Raw genomic sequence first — 18,078 nt, 5'->3', positions numbered from 1 at the left:
TGAAGTCTCCTGTTATATGCGCCTTCATTACATTCGCGTCGACAGCGCCAGCGACGTTCGTCCGTGTCCCCGCACGATCAAAACCCTGCCGACGTAACCAAGCACGCCGCACACGCCGATGGTCCAGCCCATGCCGGCCGGCGAGCTCCCCGGAAACAGTCCGACGACGAAGCTCGCCAGCGCGCCGAAAGCGAGCTGCGTCGCGCCGAACAGCGCCGCTGCCGCGCCGGCATTGCCTGGATAGCGGGACATCAGATCGGTCGCACAATTTGCGGAAAGCAGTCCCACCACGCCGATGACGCAGCACAGTCCGACAACCATCGACCACAACCCGCCCCACCCGGTCAGGCATGCGAACGCAACGAATAGCGCTGCGCCGGACGAGAAAGTCGATGCGGCGCAAATCATCCGCAAGACGCCGAACCGGCCGACACAGCGCGTATTCAAAAAGTTGCCGGCCATGATGCCGAGGACATTCAGTGCGAAGAACAGGCCATAGTGCTGCGGCGAGATATGGAAATACTGGATGTACACGAACGGCGTCTCCGTGATGTAGGTGAACATCGCAGCAAACACCATCCCGCCGCACAGCAGATGCCCCCAGACTGCCGGATCGCGCAGCAGCCGCCCGTACGCGGCGAATGACTGCAACACGGCCGAGTTAGCGCGCTTTTCGCGCGGCCAGGTTTCCGGCACGCGCAGCCAGGCGGCCGCCGTACAGAACGCGCCGAACAGCGTCAGTGCGATGAATACCGTGCGCCAGTTGCCGAGCAGCAGCAGTTGCCCCCCGATCAACGGCGCGAGCAGCGGTCCAACCGAGGTGACGAGCGCCACCATCGACAGCACTTGCGCTGCTTCGTCGGGCTCGTGCGCATCACGCGCGATGGTTCGCGCGAGCACCGACGCGGCGCCCGCCCCAAGCGCCTGCAAAAAGCGCATCAACAAGAGCTGGCCAATCGAGCCCGCGAGCCAGCATGCCACGCTAGCGACAACGAACAGGCCGAGACCGGCGAGCAGCACTGGACGTCGCCCGCGGGCATCGGACATGGGACCGTACAGCACCATGCCGATCGAGAACCCGGCGACAAAAGCCGTCAGCGTTGCCGCCGCAGCGGCGTCCGGGACGCCGAACGATGCAGCAATCGACGGCAGGCTCGGCAAATAGATATCGGTGCTGAGCGGACCACAGGCGGCAAGCGCGCCGAGCAACAGAATCAGTTGCCGATCAGGCCGGCGTCGGGTCAGGTGGGACATCGCAATTCCGTTCGAAGCAGTTCGGTTTCCTGATCACCGGAAAATCCGGTAGGCGCACTCTCTGCACGCCATCAGATGGCGGTATCGCGGCTCACGAATCCGCCATCGCCGTTGATTTCAACCGGTGCAAGCACGCCCCTGCTGGCCGCCAGCGCGTTCTGCGCGCGCAGCTTGAGCTGGTTTTCAGGCGTTTCCCAGCTACGCTCGTGCCCCCACAGGCTCATGCACCAGAGTTCCTCGGGCTGCCAGCTTTCACGATCGATCAGCCTGCCACCCCAACCCGTTTCAATGAGAAATCCGCCGGGCGTCTTCGAATAGAAAGACAGCATGTGGTCATTCCCGTGTCGGCCGAGACTCGTCTGGATCATGCCAGGCATGGTCAACGCCTTGTCGTATAGCCGGCCGACATCGTCCATGAACTTGTATTCGACCATGATGTGATGCAGGAATTTGGCAGGGGTCTTGACCAGTGCCAGCGAGTGATGCCGCTCATTGGCGTGGATAAAGCGCACCTGGATATCCCCCTCCATATAGTCGGTCAGGCCGAACCCGAGCACCTTCATGTAAAAATGTTCCATCTCCTCCAGAAGCGGAGTGCCGATGACAACGTGGCCAAATCCCAGCGAACCGGTACGGAAGCCACCGATCGGGCGGCCCGGCTTGAAGGGGCTTGCGTCGATACTTCGGCTAACGAAGAATTCGACACGATTCCCATCCGGGTCCGATACCCACAACATATGCTGCACGCTGCGTTCGGACCGCTCCGCATCGTTGCTTTCGTGCACCAGAATACCCGCCGCGGTCATTTCGCCACGCACCGCCTCCAGGGCTTCCGGGCTGTCCACCTTCATGCCGATGAACGCGACGCCGTTGCGCTGCGCCGGACGCACGAACAGGCGCCAGGCATAGTCATCCATGCGCAGGCCCAGACACGCGTGATCCAGCGAACGAACTTCGAATCCGATGTAATCCGTCGCGAACGCACGCCACTCGTCCATGTTGGTGGCGTCGATGCCCAGATATCCAATTTCTTCGATCTTCAATTTGAATCCTCCGTCAATTGGGTCGGCCGCCGTGCTCGCGCGACAGCCCTTGCGTCATCGCGTATTCGCCGTTGCTGAACGTCAGGGGTTTGCCGTCGAAGTGCGCGTACTGCTTGACCTCGCCAATCAGGATCAGGTGATCGCCGGCTTCCTGGACGGAAACGCGCTGGCATTCCAGCTGCGCAACTGTGCCGTGGATCAGCGGCGCACCGCCAAGCCCCTCCTCCCACGACACCAGCTCGAACTTCTCCGGAGTGCTCATGCAGAACCACTGTGAGACCTGCACCTGGTCATGCGCGAGCATGTTCACCACGAAATAATCTGCCTTGCGGAAAGCCTCGACATTTCTCGACTCACGCCGGATCGACCAGAGAATCAACGGTGGATCAAGGGAAACCGAAGTGAAGGAATTCACCGTCATGCCGACCGGACCGGCGTCATGGGTGGCCGTAATCACCGTCACCCCGGTCGGATACTGACCAAGACAGCGGCGGAATGCGCGGCTGTTATCGAGCGGACGCCCACGCTCCAGCAGCGACCACTGCTGCTTTTCCACGACGAATTGCTGTTCCAGCATCATTTTGTTTCGCTCCGTGATGGCTGCGGGATTAGCGCCAGTAGGCAGCGGTGGCAAAGTCGTTGACCTTGAATTCCGGTGCCGGCAGACCCAGAAGCGCCCGCGAATACGCGGAGGCCGCGAGTTCCTTGCCACCCGTGCCGTGTGTGCGCGCCGCCATCAGGTTGCGGAAGATCAGTTGCATGGGATTGGCGCTCTGCGAAGCCACTGCGCCGACCATCGGCCAGATGTCATGCAGAAGATCGAAGCAGGCGGCGAACGAATCGGCCGATTCGAAACGCACACGCAGACGCTCCAGATGCGAAATCGGTTCGCCCTTGCAGGCCTGATCGAAGATATGGCGCCAGTTGTTCAGGGTCCGCGTGCGAATGCCGTTGATACGGGTCAATGCGTCCGCGAGCTTGAGATGAAGGATGGGGTTTTCGGCCAGGCGTGCTCCGGTGCCCATCTTGGTATAGCGGTTGCGCGACTGTTCAATGAACAGGTTCACGCCTTCCAGCGCAGTGCCAATCACGGTGTTGGCAGCCGTCGCGTAGAACACCGTCATCCACGACACGCCGCGGTACAGCGGTGTCTGGATCGCCTCGTAGCCGGGATTGATGTCGTTGACGACATCGACCATCGCGTGGATACGGTGATTCGGCACGAACACCTTGTTCGCCGTGACCGCCTTGCTCCCCGTTCCGCGCAGACCCTGCACGTCCCAGCTGTCATGGTCGATTACCAGATCGCTGATCGGCACCAGAAAGTTGCGCTCGCCACCACCGAGCACGACATAGTGCGCAAAATCGACGCCGCTGGAGAAGGTCCATTTGCCATCGAGGATATAGCCGCCCTCGGTCGGCTCGGTCTTGCCGAGCGGCGCGTAAGAGCTGGAGGCGCGGGCATCCGGACCGTAGACGCCCCAGAAGTCCTCGTGCATCTGCGGGTCCATCGCTGCGATTTCCAGGTTGTGGCAGACAATCTGGCCGGCGATCCACGCCGCGGAACTGTCGCACTGAGCAATGCGCATCAGGCCATCGTAGAAGTCCGCCGGAGACAGTTCCAGGCCGCCGTATTGCAGCGGCGTGAGGCTGCGGAACACGCCTGCTTCAAGCATGGCCTCGACGCTGGCATCCGGAACGCGACACTCGCGCTCGGACTGCTCGCGGCCTGCACGCAGCACCGGAAGGATGGCGTCGACCGCCTTCAGGAAGGCCTCGCCCGCTTTCAGCGCGCGCTGGCGGTACGCTTCGCCCTCAGTGGCCGTGAAGGGCTGGGTTTCAATCACTGCGCTCATGTTGTCTCTGCGTGTGTAGTTCGAGTGAGCACAGTGTAGGTGGGGAAAGTACCCGATCTAAAACGATTCCTTCTGCATTAGAATGAGTTAAACTCATGCAAGATCGTCTGCAATGAAGCGCCTTCCCTCCCTGACCGCCGTCAGGTATTTCGAGGTCGCCGCCCGCCTGCAAAGCTTTACCGCGGCGGCCGCCGAGCTGCATGTGACCCAGGGCGCGATCAGCCGCATGGTCCAGACGCTCGAGGAACAACTCGAGGTTCGCCTGTTCGAGCGCAATGGCCGCTGGATTGCCCTGACACCCGTCGGCAGGACCTATCACGAACAGATCACGGCGGGCCTGAACCAGATTGCCGAGGCGGGCAGCCGGCTAAAAGAGAGCACGGACCAGTCGACGCTGATCCTTTCCGTCAACGTTGGCTTCACCCTCTGGCTGGTCCAGAACATCAGCGAGTTCCGCGCCAAGTACCCCGATATCCAGGTGGACGTCCTGGCCGAGGAACTCAAGGAACTGGATTTCAACGCGCCCGTCCATGCCCGCATCCGTTATGGCTCGCCGCCCTGGCCCGGCTTCGATTCGATCTGCCTGCTCGACACGACCGAGGCGGGCGTGGTGTGCTCGCCGCGCATGAAGCAACAGGCCAACGTGCATGAACCCGCCGACTTGCTCACGGCCCCCTTGTTGAGCGTTGCCGGCGCGCGCGAAGAACCCTGGCAGAACTATTTCGAACACTATGGGCTTCAGATGCCGAGCCTCGGCAAATCTCCGCGCTTTCTGCAGATGCTGATGATGCGCGAAGCCGCCATGTCAGGCCTCGGCTTTGGATTGGTGCCCTTGTTCCTGTTTCAGCACGATTTCCGGGACGGGCGGCTGGTGCAGGCCATCCCGCACACATGCACCATCCACCACGGGTATCACCTCCTTTACCGCAAGGAGGAGGACCTCAACCCGAGACTCAAAATTTTCAGGAAATGGCTGGTGGCGCGGCTTCAAGCGTCGATATGAGGGCTTGGCCAGGAACACTACGCACGGCATTCAAGTCAGCGGCTAGAGGCTGGCCGCGTTGACAGCGGCTCCCTTCCAAGGGGTGTAAAGGCGCGCTTCAAACCGCGCTTGAACTCCAGTCGTCCATATCGTGCCTGACGGTGTGTCGGTTGGCGATAAGCGTCTCAACGCCCGGTTCGTTGTTCATGGCGCGTTGAACGGCAAGTTTGGTTGCCTCGTAGTTCGTGCGGTACATGTCCCGTTTATCGAGATTGGCCTCCGTGGCGCAGCGCGGATCGATCCACACGAGGCTGATGATGCATAGCTCGTTGGCCTGGTCTTTAGGCAAGATCCCTTCGATCAGGCAATCGACAATGGCATCCGACGTAGCCGACTGCACGACGCCACCAAACAACTCGATAGTGGCCATGTCTTTGAGCGTCACCTTTGGGACGATCATCGTGGCAGGGCGAACCATCTGATTGCAGGCGCGAATCGCGAACATGGCCGTGTGTCCTTTGCTCTGCGCCATCATATTGGCGAACGCGTGACCGACCGGTCCGTCGACGCGGCCTATCAGGACTTCGGGCATCGCGTCGGTCACCTGGCCGGGCGCCGCGAATACGGTGGCTTCGCCTGCGCGGAACGTCAAATCGAGACTCATCGTTACTTCCTCCCTTCGATAGTTGGACATGGGAGGTTGGCTGCATGCAAGGACAGTGCCACTCGAGTCAACGCCCTTGAGCAGCCATGGCGTTGCGCAACGTGTATCGCTTTCGTGACACGGTGACAAACCGGCATCACCTCTGCAGCACCTGACTGCGACGACACCTGCACGTTGCAGGCATGCCCCGGGCGGATCCGAATTGCGCGTGGATTGACGTAGCGATACCGTTGCGTAGCGCTGCCCGGTGCTCAACGCCTGTCGCACAGCGCCCCATTTCAGCAAGGAGATGACGAGCATGACTGAAAATGGCGGGAGCATCGCACGAAGTGCGTCGCCAGCTCGCACCTTCAATGTCGACCTCAACGCTTCCGGGCAGGTTCACACCGGCGTACAGGCATGGTTCAAGATCCTCCACGACAATTACTTCCCGCTCGACGTGAAGATTGGCCGCGACTTTCGCTCGGGCCTGCTCACGCGCGTCGATATCGGAAACATACGCGCATGCACGCTGAAGACCGATCCAATGCTGACCGAGCGCCGCGCGTCGCGCGCCATGCCGGACGGGCGCGACTTCTACGTGGTGGAAATACCTCGGGAGGCGTCAGTACGGGTCGCGCAGCGCGGCCGCGAGGCCATCGTTCGCCCGGGCGGCTTCACGGTCGTCAACGGCGCGGAGGGCTACACGTTCGAGACTGCGCAACATAACGAGGTCCGCACCTTGCGCATTCCATGCCGCTCGCTCCGCGCACGCCTGCCGAGCCTCGACGACTGGGTCGCAACAACATGCGACTCGAGCCAGCCACTGGTGGCGCTCTTTCTCGATTTCGCGGCCTCCTATGGCCAGCATGGCCCTGCACTGCTGCCGGCGCACCACGAGCGGCTGGAGCAGCAACTGCTCGATTTGCTGGCAATGGCACTCCTTGGCGCCGACGCCATCAGCAGCGAAACGTCCGTGCGCAGCGCACACCGGCAGCGCGCCTTGCGTGCGATTGAGCAGCACTTCTGCGACCCGGCGCTCGATCCGTCCGGCATCGCGCGCGCGGTCGGCGTGTCCGAGCGCTATCTGCAGAAGATTTTTTCGGAGCGGCAGGAAACCATCTCGGCAACCATCCGCGAACGCCGCATTCTCGAGGCAAAGCGCCTTCTCGCAAACCGCGCGCAGCTACGCCTGAGCGTCACGCAAATCGCGTATGCCGTAGGCTTCTCCGATCCCGCCTGGTTCAGCCGCGTGTTCCGCCAGGCCACCGGCGTTTCGCCTGCCCGGTACGAAGGCGACACCCCGTAAGCCTCGGCTCAGGCAGCCCCGCGCGGCCGGCATTCTCCTGACAAAATCCTTACCAGCCCTGCATCCCGATCGCCCACCATCCGGGCGCTCCAGTCCAGGCTTTTGTGCGCCACTGTGCAAGTGGGCGGCTTTTCCGCTTTGTAGAGTGCGAATCAACGGGTTCCGTCGTGCCGGATGGCGCGCGGGCCCGCAGCACCCAGGACAAAAGGAGAGATGCCGTGTATATGACCATGCCCGATACGTCCCGGTCGCTCGTGCAGCGCATCGTCGATCACTTCCGCACGCTGATTGAAGACGGCAAGCTCCAATCCGGCATGAAGATTCCGTCGATCCGCAGCTTCGCGGAATCGCACGGCGTCAGCGTGTCGACTGTCGTGGACGCCTATGACCGGCTGGTCGCCGACGGCCTGCTGGTGCCGCGCCAGAACGCCGGATTCTTCGTGCGCAGTTTTCAGCGCGGCGGTCGGCGCGATTACGACGCACGTAGCGACGAAGCCGCGGGCTTCGATTCGCTGTGGATGCCAAACCGCATCTGGCAAAACCATAACGTCGAAATCAACCCGGGCTGCGGCTGGATTGCGCCGCGCTGGCTGGACGAAGAAGGCCTGCGACGCGCAATGCGCAACATGTCGCTCCATACGAACGGCTCGATGGCCGGCTACGGCACGCCCAAGGGCTATCTGCCGCTGCGTTGGAAGATCTCCGACTGGCTCAATCAGCAAGAGGTCTTCTGCCCGCCCGAGCAGTTGCTGATGACGACTGGCGCCGCGCACGCGCTCGGGCTTCTGATCCATCTGCTCATCAAGCCCGCGGACACGGTGTTTGTCGATTCGCCCGGGTACAGCCTGCTGTTCCTCCATCTGAAGCGGCTCGGCGTGAATATCGTCGGCGTGCCGTGGACGCCGCTTGGCCCGGACATCGCGGTCCTCGAGCAGTTGCTGCGCGAACACAAGCCGCGCGCCTGGTTCACGAATCCGCGGCTGCACAATCCAACGGGCGCGTCGTGCTCGACTGCCACCGCACACCGGATGCTCCAGCTTGCCACGCAACACGACTTCCTGATCGTAGAAGACGACGTATGCGCCGACCTCGACAGCGCGGCCCGCCGCCCTCTTGCGAGCATGGACCAGCTCGAGCGCGTGATCTATGTGGGCAGCTTTTCGAAAACGGCTTCTCCGGCCCTGCGCGCCGGCTATATCGCCGCGCATCCGGACCTCGTCGAGGACCTCACGCAGTTCAAGATGATTACCGGCCTCACGAGTTCAGAGATCAGTGAGCGCTTCGTCTATCAACTTCTCACCGATGGCCGCTATCGCAAGCATCTCAAGGGGCTGCGCGATAACCTGTCGCGCGCGCAGGACGAAACGCGGCGCAAGCTCGTCCAGGCGGGTATGGTGTTGTTCAACGACGCACACGATGGACTGTTCGTGTGGGCACGCCATCCGTCCCACAACGACTCGCGCGCGCTCTCTAACCGCGCGCTCGACAAGGACATCTATCTCGCGCCCGGTCATCTGTTCATGCACGACGAGGCAACCACGCCCTGGCTGCGCTTCAATGTCGGCTATTGCGATCACGATGCGCTGTTCGAGTTTCTGGCTCTCGCGTAGCGCAGCGCAAAAGCAGCGCAAGCCGGCGAATGCCGCTTGCGCCATCTTTATGCCTATCCTGCGCCCGTTAGAACTGATGCGTCACGCCAAGCCTCGCCGCGACCTGCCTGCTCGTGCTCGACGGATTGAAGCCCGCAATCTGGGCCACGGGCGCGTCGCCTGAGGCGTTCTGGAAGGCGCCCATCGCATAGAGGAACGTGCGTTTGGAAAGCGCGTACTGCGCGATCAGGTTGGCCTGCTGATACTTCGGCGTGGTGTCGCTCACGTGCGCGTGCCCGATCGTATAGGTGAAACCCGCGCCAAGAAGCAATGCGCTCGTGACCGAGTACGTTCCGGAGATTTCATAATTCTGGAACGTCATGTCGCCGCCGCCAACCGCCGAGCGAAACGCGGTGTCCGAAAAATCCGCTGACATTTTCAGCGAGCCCCACACGTACGACGCGCCCATTGCGAGCACGCTCTGGCTGCGGGCACGTGCAAGCGCGTCGCCATAAATGGCGTTGGTGAAGCCGCCACCCGACGCGTAACCCGCTACAGCCGTCAGCGGATCGCCAACGTGGAGATAGCCAACACCCGCGCTAATTGCGCCGCCGGCGTATGCGAGCGCCGCGCTCCAGGTCGAATCGGTCGAAAACGCGCCCGCGTGGCCGCCAGGCGAGTAATGGCCTTCGAAAGTGATACCCGCAATCGCTGGGCTCACGTACTTGATCGCGTTCGGCACCGAAAAGCCGTTGTCGAGATTGTCCATATCGTTCGGATGTGCGAAGTACCATCCTCCGTATTGCCCATTCAGCGTGAACGGTTCCAGCAGATCGACGTTTGCATCCCATTGCCGGCCAAGCGTGAGCGTGCCGTAGCTCACGGACTGAATGCCGACATAAGCGTTGCGTGAAAACGCAAGGCCGCCACCCGCCTGACCATTTGCGGCGTCAAAGCCGCTTTCGAGCCGGAAAATCGCGCTCAAGCCCCCGCCCAGATCCTCTGTACCCTTGACGCCCCAGCGGCTGCCGAGCGGCACGCCGCTCTGCATCTGAACGAGCCGGCCGCCGCTGCCCGCCACCGCCTGGCCGTTGCTCGCGTTCACCACGTTGTTCGCGTAGTCGATGCCAAGGTCGACCACGCCATATAGCGTGACCGAGCTCTGCGCCTGCGCACCGCCTGCAAGCAGCAGGAGCGGCAGTCCTGCGCTCACGAATTTTTTCATTGTCTCTTCCATGTTGATTTGATGTTGAATGGGTGTCCGCGGCACGGGGGCGTGCTCACCTCGCCATGCACCGCGCGAAACTGCTTAGAGCACCACGTCGCGCACGAACGTCCCCTTGCCAGCGAGCGTCAGGGCCGCGCGATAGACAAGCGCCGCGCTCACGGCCGCCGCGGGAGCAGAGAATGTCGCGACGGCGCCGCCGCATTCGAGCAGCGCGATGCCGATCGCGGTTGCTGCGAGCCACGCGCCGAGCCCGCACAGATTGAGCGCGACCACGCGCTCGCGCCGATATTCGATCGCTCCACCGAAAATCGCGTTGTAGTGCGGCGACACGATATGCGTGACGGAGATCGCAACCCACGCAACGACGAAGATCCCCTGATACGCGAGCGCCTGCAGGATGAAGCTGAAGACGTTCGTGAGCATGAGCGCGTAGACGAGCGCGCCAACTATGATTGACCAGACGAATTCCGGCAAATGCAGCCCGATCGCACTTTGAAAAAATGCGTGCATGTTCGTCGACGCGAGATAGAAGTTCGCCGTGTTAATGCGCGTCTGGGTGACCCAGACGAACAGCAGCCCGCCGAAACCCATGAGTTTGAGCAACGCCATGACAACCGACACTTCGCTCAACGCGCCTTGGGTCGCAAGCGTGCCAGCGAGAAAGATGCCCGCCACGCCGTTGCAGAGGAACGTGAACGTGTAGAAGATCCAACCGAAGTTCAGGTTCGCGTGATAGGCGGCGTCCTGCTTCTTGCCGAAGCGCGCGTAGTCCCACGTGTACATCATGAGAATCCAAACCCCCATGAATGCGGTGAAGCAGTTCCACCACCCATTTGCCGGCGCGCCGCCGGACGGCCCCAGATGCAGCCAGGCGCTGTGGTCGCCGCTCGCGGAGAATGCGGCGATCAGCGCTGCCACGAGACCGATCAGGTAAAACGGCAGCAGCACGCCGTTGAACTTGTCGAGCCAGCGCTGCACGCTGCCGAACACGAGCAGCACACTATAGGTCACGACAAACAGGTAGGCCAGATGCAGCGAGATGGACGGAAAGTAGGCGTTGATCGCAATGGCGATCACCGAGCCTTCGAATAGCGCATAGTAGATCGCCGTTGCGAAGAAAATCAGGGTCGCCAGCGGCGCGCCGAAACTGCCGAACACGACGCGCGAAAACAGCGCAACCGACAATCCGCTCGAGATCGCGAAGCGCACGATCACCCGATTGATCACACTGTAGACGGCGACCGAAAGCGCAAGCCCGATCAGCGCATTGACAGTGCCGAAATGGATAGCGAGCGTAGCGGATACCACCAGCCAGAACATCGCGCTGCAGATCGCCCACCACGCCATGGTCAATGAGCCCCGCGACATGCGTGCGTCGTCAGGAACCGGGCTTGCGGCATAGCTGCTGTCGTGCTTGTCCGCATTGGCATCAATCTCCATAAGTCCTCCGAAATAATTTTGGTGTAATCAAGCGCCAGGAATCCTGCCTGCTTCATCGTCGGGCGAGCCGTGCGACGCACGGCCCGCCACACCGATTCAGCGTCAGGCCGCTTCGCCTTCGTCCGTCAGCACGTAGACGCCCGTTGCGTCAAGGCGCGCGCTCCATTGCGGCGGCAACACGATCGAGGTCGTCACCTCCTCAATGACCGCAGGGCCGGCAACCACGTCGCCCGCACCCAGCAACGTGCCGTCGTATACCGGCGCATGCACCGTCTCGACGTCCTGCCCTCGCCCGAAGATCATGTTGCGCCGCTCCTTGATCGCAATCTCCACTTCGCCAGATCCCGCGTCGATGGTCTGCGCGGGCGGCTGCTCGAGCACGCCGTACACGGTGCTTTCGATGTTCACGATCTCCACCTGGCTTTCCGGCTCCGCGTACGTGAAAAGCTGCTTGTGGCGCTCGTCGAACAACTCGCGAATTTGGCCGATGGTCTCCCTGCTGACCTCCATGGCGCCGATGTTCACCGAGCACTCATGCACTTGGCCGCAATAGCGCATGTCGAGCTGGCGCTCGACCTGGATGCGCTCGCGCGGGAAGCCCTCGCGTTCGAGCGCCGCCACCGCGTCGGCCTCGAGCCGGTCGAACTGCCGCTGCACGCGCTCGAACGACGTGTGCGGCTCGATGCGCATCGGGCACGCGGCCATGTAGTTATACTTGACATCGGAAAGCAGTTGCCCGAACGCACACAGCCCCGAGGCCAGCTTGGGCACCAGCACCGTCTTCACGCCAATCTCGCGCGCGAGGCCCGCGATGTGCAGCGAGGTTGCGCCACCGGCAGCGATCAAGACAAAGTCGCGAGGATCGTAGCCGCGCTCGATCGAAACCCGCCGGATGCCGTTGATCATGTTCACGTTGACGATGTTGTAAATGCCGTATGCCGCCTTGCCAACACCAAGCCCGAGCGGCTTCGCGATGTGCGTTTCGATCGCAGCCTGCGAAGCCTTTCCGTCAATCTTCACCCGGCCGCCGAGCAACGACTCCGGATTCAGGTAGCCGAGCACGACGTTTGCGTCGGTCACCGTCGGCTCCGTACCGCCGCGCATATAGCACACCGGCCCTGGCACGGCGCCGGCGCTCTGCGGCCCGACCTTCAGCAGCCCCATCGCGTCGATCCACGCGATCGAGCCGCCGCCCGCACCAAGGGTCTCCACCTGGATCATCGGCGTGCCGATCCGGTAGCGCAGGAAGTCGATATCCTTGTTCACGTTCGTCACGCCGTCCTTGGTCAGCGTGATATCGAACGACGTCCCGCCCATGTCGACGGTAATCAGATTGCGATAGCCAAACGGCTTTGCGACGAACAGCGCCGCGCGCGGCGCGGACGCCGGCCCCGAGTTGATCGCATTGACGGCGCGCGAGGCCATCGCGGCAGGCGACGCCATGCCGCCGTTCGACTGATAGAAGCGCACCGGCGACTCGACCCCGTTGTCGAGGTAGAAGCGTTCGATACGGCTCACGTAGCGTGAGAGCACGGGGCCGAGATACGCGTTCACAACGGTCGTCGAGGTGCGCGTGTATTCGCGCATCTGCGGAAACACTTCGAGACCCACTGACACATACACATGCGGCAGCATCTCGCGCACGATCTCTGCGGCGCGCCGCTCGTGAGCGCCGTTGGCAACGGACCACACGAACGAGACCGCGACGGCCTCCACGCCTTCGCGGCGGAACAGTTCGCACGCGGCGCGCACGTCGTCCTCGTTCAGCGGCGTGTGCACCGTGCCGTCGGCCAGAATGCGCTCGCGGATCGGTCTGCGCAAATAGCGCTCGACGAGCATTTTCGCGGCCGGATAGCAGGCGTCGTAGCGGTGTCCTTCTTCCTTGTGCCCGAGGCGGATTTCGAGCGAATCCTCGTGGCCGGCCGTGCAGATGAGGCCGGTCTTCACACCCTTGTGCTGGATCAGCGCGTTCAGCGCGACAGTCGTGCCATTGACGCACAAGTCCAGATTCGAAAGGATTTGCCCGACCGGCTGGCCAAGCGCCTGCGCAATCTGTCCAAGCCCGTCCGCGATGGCGCGGGTGCCGTCCTCGGGCGTCGAAGTGGCCTTGAAGAGGCGCATCTGGCCTGCGCCGTCCGCGAGAACGAAATCGGTAAATGTGCCGCCTGCGTCAACGCCCAGGCGATATTGCTTGCTGTTCATGGTGTCTCCTTCGTCTTGCGGTTAGCGGCGGCTGGCGCGCAGCACATCGGTAGCGGCGCGGTCCACGCGCAGGCTTTCTTCGTCGATTACCACCCCATACTCGGCGTGCGCCGCACCGATTGAAACAATGCCGTTGCGCACGTCTGTCGCCACCTGCTCAGGATCGCGCAACAGTGGCGATCCCCAACCTCCGCCGCCTGGGTTGTACGTGGCGAGGCAATAGCCGTCGCGCACCGTCATAACCGAGTTTTCCTGATGCGATTCGATCACCTTGCCGTGGCGCTTCAGGTCGACGCGGCCGAGTTTCGTCTCCGGCAAGGCGCTCGACGCGCCGTTGGCGCCGATCGCGGGCAGCTTGCGTCCCTCTCCGAAACTCACGACCGTCATTTCATGGCCGATTGGCTCGACTTCCCAGACCGTGCCGCTGCCACCGCGATACTGGCCCGCTCCTGCACTGTCCGTGACCAGCCCGTAACGATGGATCAGGATCGGATACGAATATTCGAGCGTCTCGATGTCGCCCGAATACAGCGCTCCGAAACAGGACTGTGGCCCGCACGCATGCCAGCCATCCATGTAGCCGGTTGCGCCCGCGCCCGATACGAGCGACGCCAGCACCATCGTGACGTATTCCTCATCGTTTCTTTGATCGTGTCCTGCGATATTCACCCCGCTCGAGTGGCCCCATGAGCCGACTGCACGCTCGGGCTGCGCCTTTTCCAGTGCGAGGCGCACCGCGTCGGCGAGCGTTTCCATCGGTGTCGTCGTGCAGTTCACGTGCGGCGCGGGCTCGCGCGCGTTGCACAGTGTCCCCTTCGGGCCAAGGTCGACGCTCACACAGCGGTACAAGCCCTCGTTATACGGTGGATCGAGCTGGGCGAACATCATCAGGCCGAGGTAGACGCCCGAGATCGAATTGCCTTCGTAGGAGTTAATGAAGTAGGGAATCTGCGGCGGACTCTCGATACGGATGCGGCACGAATCCGCTGCGATGTCCACGGTCGCCTTGATCTCGATCTCGCCGAAGCCGTGGCCCGAATCCTCCAGTATCGCGCTCGCCTCATAGGTGCCGTCCGGTACCGCGCGGATGATCTGGCGCATATGTCGATCGGCCATGTCCATCAGCTCGTCGATACATGCACGCACCGTCTCGACACCGTATTTGTCGAGCAGCGCGATCAGGTTGCGCGCGCCAACGTTGACCGCGCCAAGCTGCGCCTTCAGATCGCCCTCCTGGTCGCGGCGCGAGCGCATGTTGCTCAACATGAAGTTGACCATGTCGTAACGCTCGACGCCACGGTCCCAGAGCTTCACAGGCGGAATGCGAAGACCCTCTGCGTAGATCTCCTTCGCATCCGGGTTATAGCCCGCGGGTACCGGGCCACCAATGTCGGTCACGTGGCCCTTGCACACCGTCCAGAACGCCAACTCGCCCTTGTAAAACACCGGCTTGTACATGCAGCAGTCGACGATATGGCTGCCTTTGTAGACCGGGTCGTTGTGGTAAATGATGTCGCCGTCGTGGAGATCATCGCCGAAGAAACGTGCGACCTCTTTCATGGCCGGAATCAGCCCGCCCAGGTGGATAGGAATATCCTGGCCTTGCAGGACCATCTCAGGCCGTTCGTTGAAGATCGCATTGCTGTAGTCGTGCGCAACGTTGAATACACTCGAGCGTGCGGTCTTCTCCAGCGTCATGGTCATCTCGCGCTGCGTGGTTTCGAGCACGCCGCGCACGACGGCAAGCGTAATCGGATCAACATCTCGTGCCATTGCTGTCTCCATCTGATAAGTGTTTTTCCGGGCTCCCGATGAGGAGCCCGATCCGAAGCGGATAGAACGAGAGTAGAAAGGCAAAATTGGCCCAACAATGCACAGCAGAGCGGCTTCGCACCCATGCTGTGTTGCCGCTGCGAGCCATACACGCGCACTGTGCGGCTAGCGCATCCCGTACGCCCCACGGGCGCGCTCAGGCACGGCGCCGCCCCCGATCGCAAGCTCGTATGTGGTGGCCGTCGCCACCTTCTTCACCGCGATGAAAAGCGGCCACGCTGGCGCATCAATTCCCGATGCAGTTGCGCATCGGGTTCGAACGGCGCCCGGCCATGCAGCCAGAACTGATTGTTCAGCACAATCAGGTCCCCCGCCGGCAACGGCAGTGCCGAGGTGCCAGCAGACGCCTCCATCGAATCGGAAAGCGCCTGCAGCCACGCGGCATGCTCGATGCTTTCTGGACAAACGAACTGGTCGATATAGCAGATGCACTCGCGGTCATTGACCTTGAAAAACGTCGGCCGCGCCACGCATTGCGTGATGTTCTTGCTCGCAGGTGAGCGGTAGGTAAACGGATACGCGCCGAGCGGATGCTCGCTGAAACGTTTGAGCTCCTCCCAGTCGTCGAGATGCAGCAGTCTCGATTCGCCACCGCGTGCGTGATGCTCGGAGAACTTCATCATCAGCAGCCAGTCCGTTGCTTCGTCGACGAACGTACCGTCCGTATGCAGCGTGAAGCGACGATACGCCTGACGCAGATACGAATCGCTGGCATCGGTGGCCTCGACCACGAAGCGCGCATAAAACGCCCCGGACATTGCGTCGTGGTTCGCTGGCCCGATGAGATGGCCGATGGCCGTGCCGAATTTCACGTAATCCTCATGATCCGATGTGACGCCCTGAACCCCAATCGTAAAGCCGCCACTATCGCGCTCATGCAGGATCGCGCGCAGCGTCTGCCTGAAGCCGGCACCCAGGCGCTCGTCCAGCGCCTTGGCGAGCATGAAGCGCGCGGTCGGCACATATTCCAGATGCTGGCTGCTCATCGAGCGGTGCGATTTGAAGAAGTCGGCAAGCGCGTGCTCGTCGAGCTCGATGTGATAAAGCCGCTGATGGTCCACGTGCGGCTGGACGCGAAACCCGGCGTCGCCGGCAACATTAGTGAACGCGGGACGTGCGAAAAGCTGCTCTCGTTGCATGATCTGTCCTTGAGTGACTGTGCTGGATGAGAGCGGGCGCCTTGGCGCCCTCGACGGCGTGTCGGTCCTGCCGGCCCACGCCGCATGGCGCGTCGCGACAGCTCGCAGCGAATGGCAATCGGGGAACCTGTGCTGTCGCTGCAGGCGTCATCCTGCGCGGAGCAAGGTGTAGAGGCGGCGCCGACCCGTTTCGCATGGGTGCGAAACGAGCCGGCGCGGCACAGGCCTGCGCCTGGTGAACCGCGTTACATCCCTCTGCGCGAAATATTGCCCGGGCGCGTGTCTGGCGCTTCGGACAGACTGCGTTCGTACTGGAGATGCAAGTCCTTGAGCGCCGCAACGAGCGCGAGCCCGGCGCGGCCAATGTAGCAACGCTGCACACGGTCGATGACCGGCGCCGCGCCGTCGCGCAGGCTGTGTCCTCGCAGCAGGTCGCCAATGAAGGTCCGCCCATGCTCCGTGACCAGTGTGCATGAAGCCTCGAGGATAACCGCGTATTTCGCGTCGATCTCCACGGTGACCGCCAACGACTCGAACAGATGCTGAGCAGCCATGCCCTGGGGCAGCCGCGCGTGTCCCGCCACGAACAGCGTTTGAGCGCGGTTCATGATCGGGTGCACCACGTCGCGGCGGCAAGGCTGCGCAGTTGATGGGTCTGCATCGTTCGCTCCCGTTCGATATCTGGAGTCCAGTTTAGGAACGGCGATATCACGCGGCAATGTACAGCCCACTGCGAGCGATCCACGTACTGTCCTGCTTCCGCCGGCAGTACACTGGCGGCCCATCATTGAAAGAATTTTGCCGCGGGAAGGCTGATCAGACCGATAAATTGGGCTGTGAATGGACCCACGCGGCGCGGGCCTTAAAAGCGCTCCGTTTCGGAGGAGGTGCATGACTACCCTGGCCCAATTGATTCCTCCAGGCGCCGAGCCAGGCGAATTTCGCGTCATTCGGCTCCTGTGCGATCGTTATCCCGCCGCGCTCCTTGATGCGGCCAAATCCCAGCGCGCCGTCCGTCCCCGTCCCCGACAAACCAATGCCCACGGCGCGCGTCGTTTGTGCAGCCGCGAGCGTGCGGAAGAACTCGTCGATAACCGGAAAGGCTTCGTTCGGCGCTTCGATCTCGCCCGCGTACAGACGACCATCCGATATGCACAGATGCTGATCATGCGAAAGCAGATAGACATGGTCTTTCTGAATCGCCGTTGTGCCAACGTCCGGCATACGGGCATTGCAGTCGCGCGTTGCAATACCTGGACTGCGTGGCTGTCGTCCGTTGCGCACTGATGCAGAATGACCACGAACGCCATATCCATTGAAGCCGGCGCGTTCTCGATGAAGTTCACCAGTGCCTGCAAGCCACCCGCGGATGCGCCGACACCCAGCACCAAAAATGGCAATGTCCCATCCGTCGCGCAAACGCCGATTTCCGCGCAGGTGCCCTGCGAAGCGCTAATAGTCATTGCAAAGCCCTCGGTTCTGGCTCTCCGTTGCGCGGACGGCAGGCATGTGTTCATACGAAACCATGCGGCACGTCGACCATCGCGATAGCACGCCAAG

At 62.2% G+C, this 18,078-nt stretch carries 15 protein-coding genes and 1 pseudogene; 3 read left to right on the top strand and 13 right to left on the bottom strand.

The genetic code is table 11. The features are described 5' to 3' along the window. Positions 1-27: 27 nt before the first annotated feature. The 4 genes from P5W98_RS22550 to P5W98_RS22535 form a co-directional block, all read right to left on the bottom strand. Positions 28-1,254 (bottom strand): Bcr/CflA family multidrug efflux MFS transporter, encoded by a 1,227-nt coding sequence (locus P5W98_RS22550; protein ID WP_421025893.1) that lies wholly within the window; start codon positions 1,252-1,254, stop codon positions 28-30. Between the two features lie 71 nt (positions 1,255-1,325). Next, positions 1,326-2,297, bottom strand: coding sequence for a VOC family protein (locus P5W98_RS22545; RefSeq protein WP_421025894.1), 972 nt, complete (start codon positions 2,295-2,297; stop codon positions 1,326-1,328). Positions 2,298-2,310: 13 nt separating this feature from the next. Next, positions 2,311-2,877: a flavin reductase family protein gene (locus tag P5W98_RS22540; protein WP_421025895.1), complete on the bottom strand. Its 567-nt coding sequence runs from the start codon at positions 2,875-2,877 to the stop codon at positions 2,311-2,313. A 28-nt stretch (positions 2,878-2,905) separates the two neighbouring features. Next, the gene (locus tag P5W98_RS22535) at positions 2,906-4,153 is read right to left on the bottom strand and encodes an acyl-CoA dehydrogenase (RefSeq protein WP_421025896.1); all 1,248 of its coding nucleotides are present in this window, start codon (positions 4,151-4,153) and stop codon (positions 2,906-2,908) included. A gap of 112 nt (positions 4,154-4,265) precedes the next feature. Here P5W98_RS22535 and P5W98_RS22530 point away from each other — a divergent pair, with 112 nt between their 5' ends. After that, entirely contained in the window at positions 4,266-5,156 is an 891-nt protein-coding gene (locus tag P5W98_RS22530; RefSeq protein WP_421025897.1) for a LysR substrate-binding domain-containing protein, read from the top strand. A gap of 97 nt (positions 5,157-5,253) precedes the next feature. Here the strand turns inward: P5W98_RS22530 and fae are convergent, their stop codons facing one another. Next, complete coding sequence (gene fae, locus P5W98_RS22525; RefSeq protein ID WP_421025898.1) at positions 5,254-5,799, bottom strand: formaldehyde-activating enzyme; 546 nt, start codon at positions 5,797-5,799, stop codon at positions 5,254-5,256. A 298-nt stretch (positions 5,800-6,097) separates the two neighbouring features. On the opposite strand from fae, the gene P5W98_RS22520 reads away from it, so the two are divergent. Both P5W98_RS22520 and P5W98_RS22515 read left to right on the top strand, forming a co-directional pair. Then, a complete protein-coding gene (locus tag P5W98_RS22520; RefSeq protein ID WP_421025899.1) occupies positions 6,098-7,087 on the top strand; it encodes a helix-turn-helix transcriptional regulator in 990 nt (329 codons plus the stop codon). Positions 7,088-7,311: 224 nt separating this feature from the next. Next, the gene (locus tag P5W98_RS22515) at positions 7,312-8,697 is read left to right on the top strand and encodes a PLP-dependent aminotransferase family protein (RefSeq protein WP_421027033.1); all 1,386 of its coding nucleotides are present in this window, start codon (positions 7,312-7,314) and stop codon (positions 8,695-8,697) included. Between the two features lie 67 nt (positions 8,698-8,764). On the opposite strand, the gene P5W98_RS22510 is transcribed toward P5W98_RS22515, so the two are convergent. The 8 genes and pseudogenes from P5W98_RS22510 to P5W98_RS22475 all read right to left on the bottom strand — a co-directional run. Further along, the gene (locus tag P5W98_RS22510; protein WP_421025900.1) at positions 8,765-9,901 is read right to left on the bottom strand and encodes a porin; all 1,137 of its coding nucleotides are present in this window, start codon (positions 9,899-9,901) and stop codon (positions 8,765-8,767) included. An 84-nt stretch (positions 9,902-9,985) separates the two neighbouring features. After that, positions 9,986-11,344 carry a purine-cytosine permease family protein gene (locus P5W98_RS22505; protein WP_421025901.1) on the bottom strand — a complete coding sequence of 453 codons (1,359 nt, stop codon included), beginning with the start codon at positions 11,342-11,344 and terminating at the stop codon, positions 9,986-9,988. Positions 11,345-11,446: 102 nt separating this feature from the next. Continuing rightward, the gene (capA, locus tag P5W98_RS22500) at positions 11,447-13,546 is read right to left on the bottom strand and encodes a caprolactamase subunit alpha (protein ID WP_421025902.1); all 2,100 of its coding nucleotides are present in this window, start codon (positions 13,544-13,546) and stop codon (positions 11,447-11,449) included. Positions 13,547-13,567: 21 nt separating this feature from the next. Continuing rightward, a complete protein-coding gene (gene capB, locus P5W98_RS22495) occupies positions 13,568-15,319 on the bottom strand; it encodes a caprolactamase subunit beta (protein WP_421025903.1) in 1,752 nt (583 codons plus the stop codon). Positions 15,320-15,573: 254 nt separating this feature from the next. Further along, entirely contained in the window at positions 15,574-16,518 is a 945-nt protein-coding gene (glaH, locus tag P5W98_RS22490; protein ID WP_421025904.1) for a glutarate dioxygenase GlaH, read from the bottom strand. 245 nt (positions 16,519-16,763) lie between these two features. Next, entirely contained in the window at positions 16,764-17,126 is a 363-nt protein-coding gene (locus P5W98_RS22485; protein ID WP_421025905.1) for a DUF3870 domain-containing protein, read from the bottom strand. Positions 17,127-17,334: 208 nt separating this feature from the next. Beyond that, positions 17,335-17,742 (bottom strand): chemotaxis protein CheB, encoded by a 408-nt coding sequence (locus P5W98_RS22480; RefSeq protein ID WP_421025906.1) that lies wholly within the window; start codon positions 17,740-17,742, stop codon positions 17,335-17,337. Positions 17,743-17,786: 44 nt separating this feature from the next. Next, positions 17,787-17,981 (bottom strand): annotated as a pseudogene (locus P5W98_RS22475) (chemotaxis protein CheB); the annotation flags it as partial. Between the last annotated feature and the right edge of the window lie 97 nt (positions 17,982-18,078).

Source organism: Paraburkholderia sp. A1BS-2L, assembly GCF_051125205.1.
Lineage (GTDB): Bacteria > Pseudomonadota > Gammaproteobacteria > Burkholderiales > Burkholderiaceae > Paraburkholderia.
This window is presented reverse-complemented; position numbering and strand designations above follow the sequence as displayed.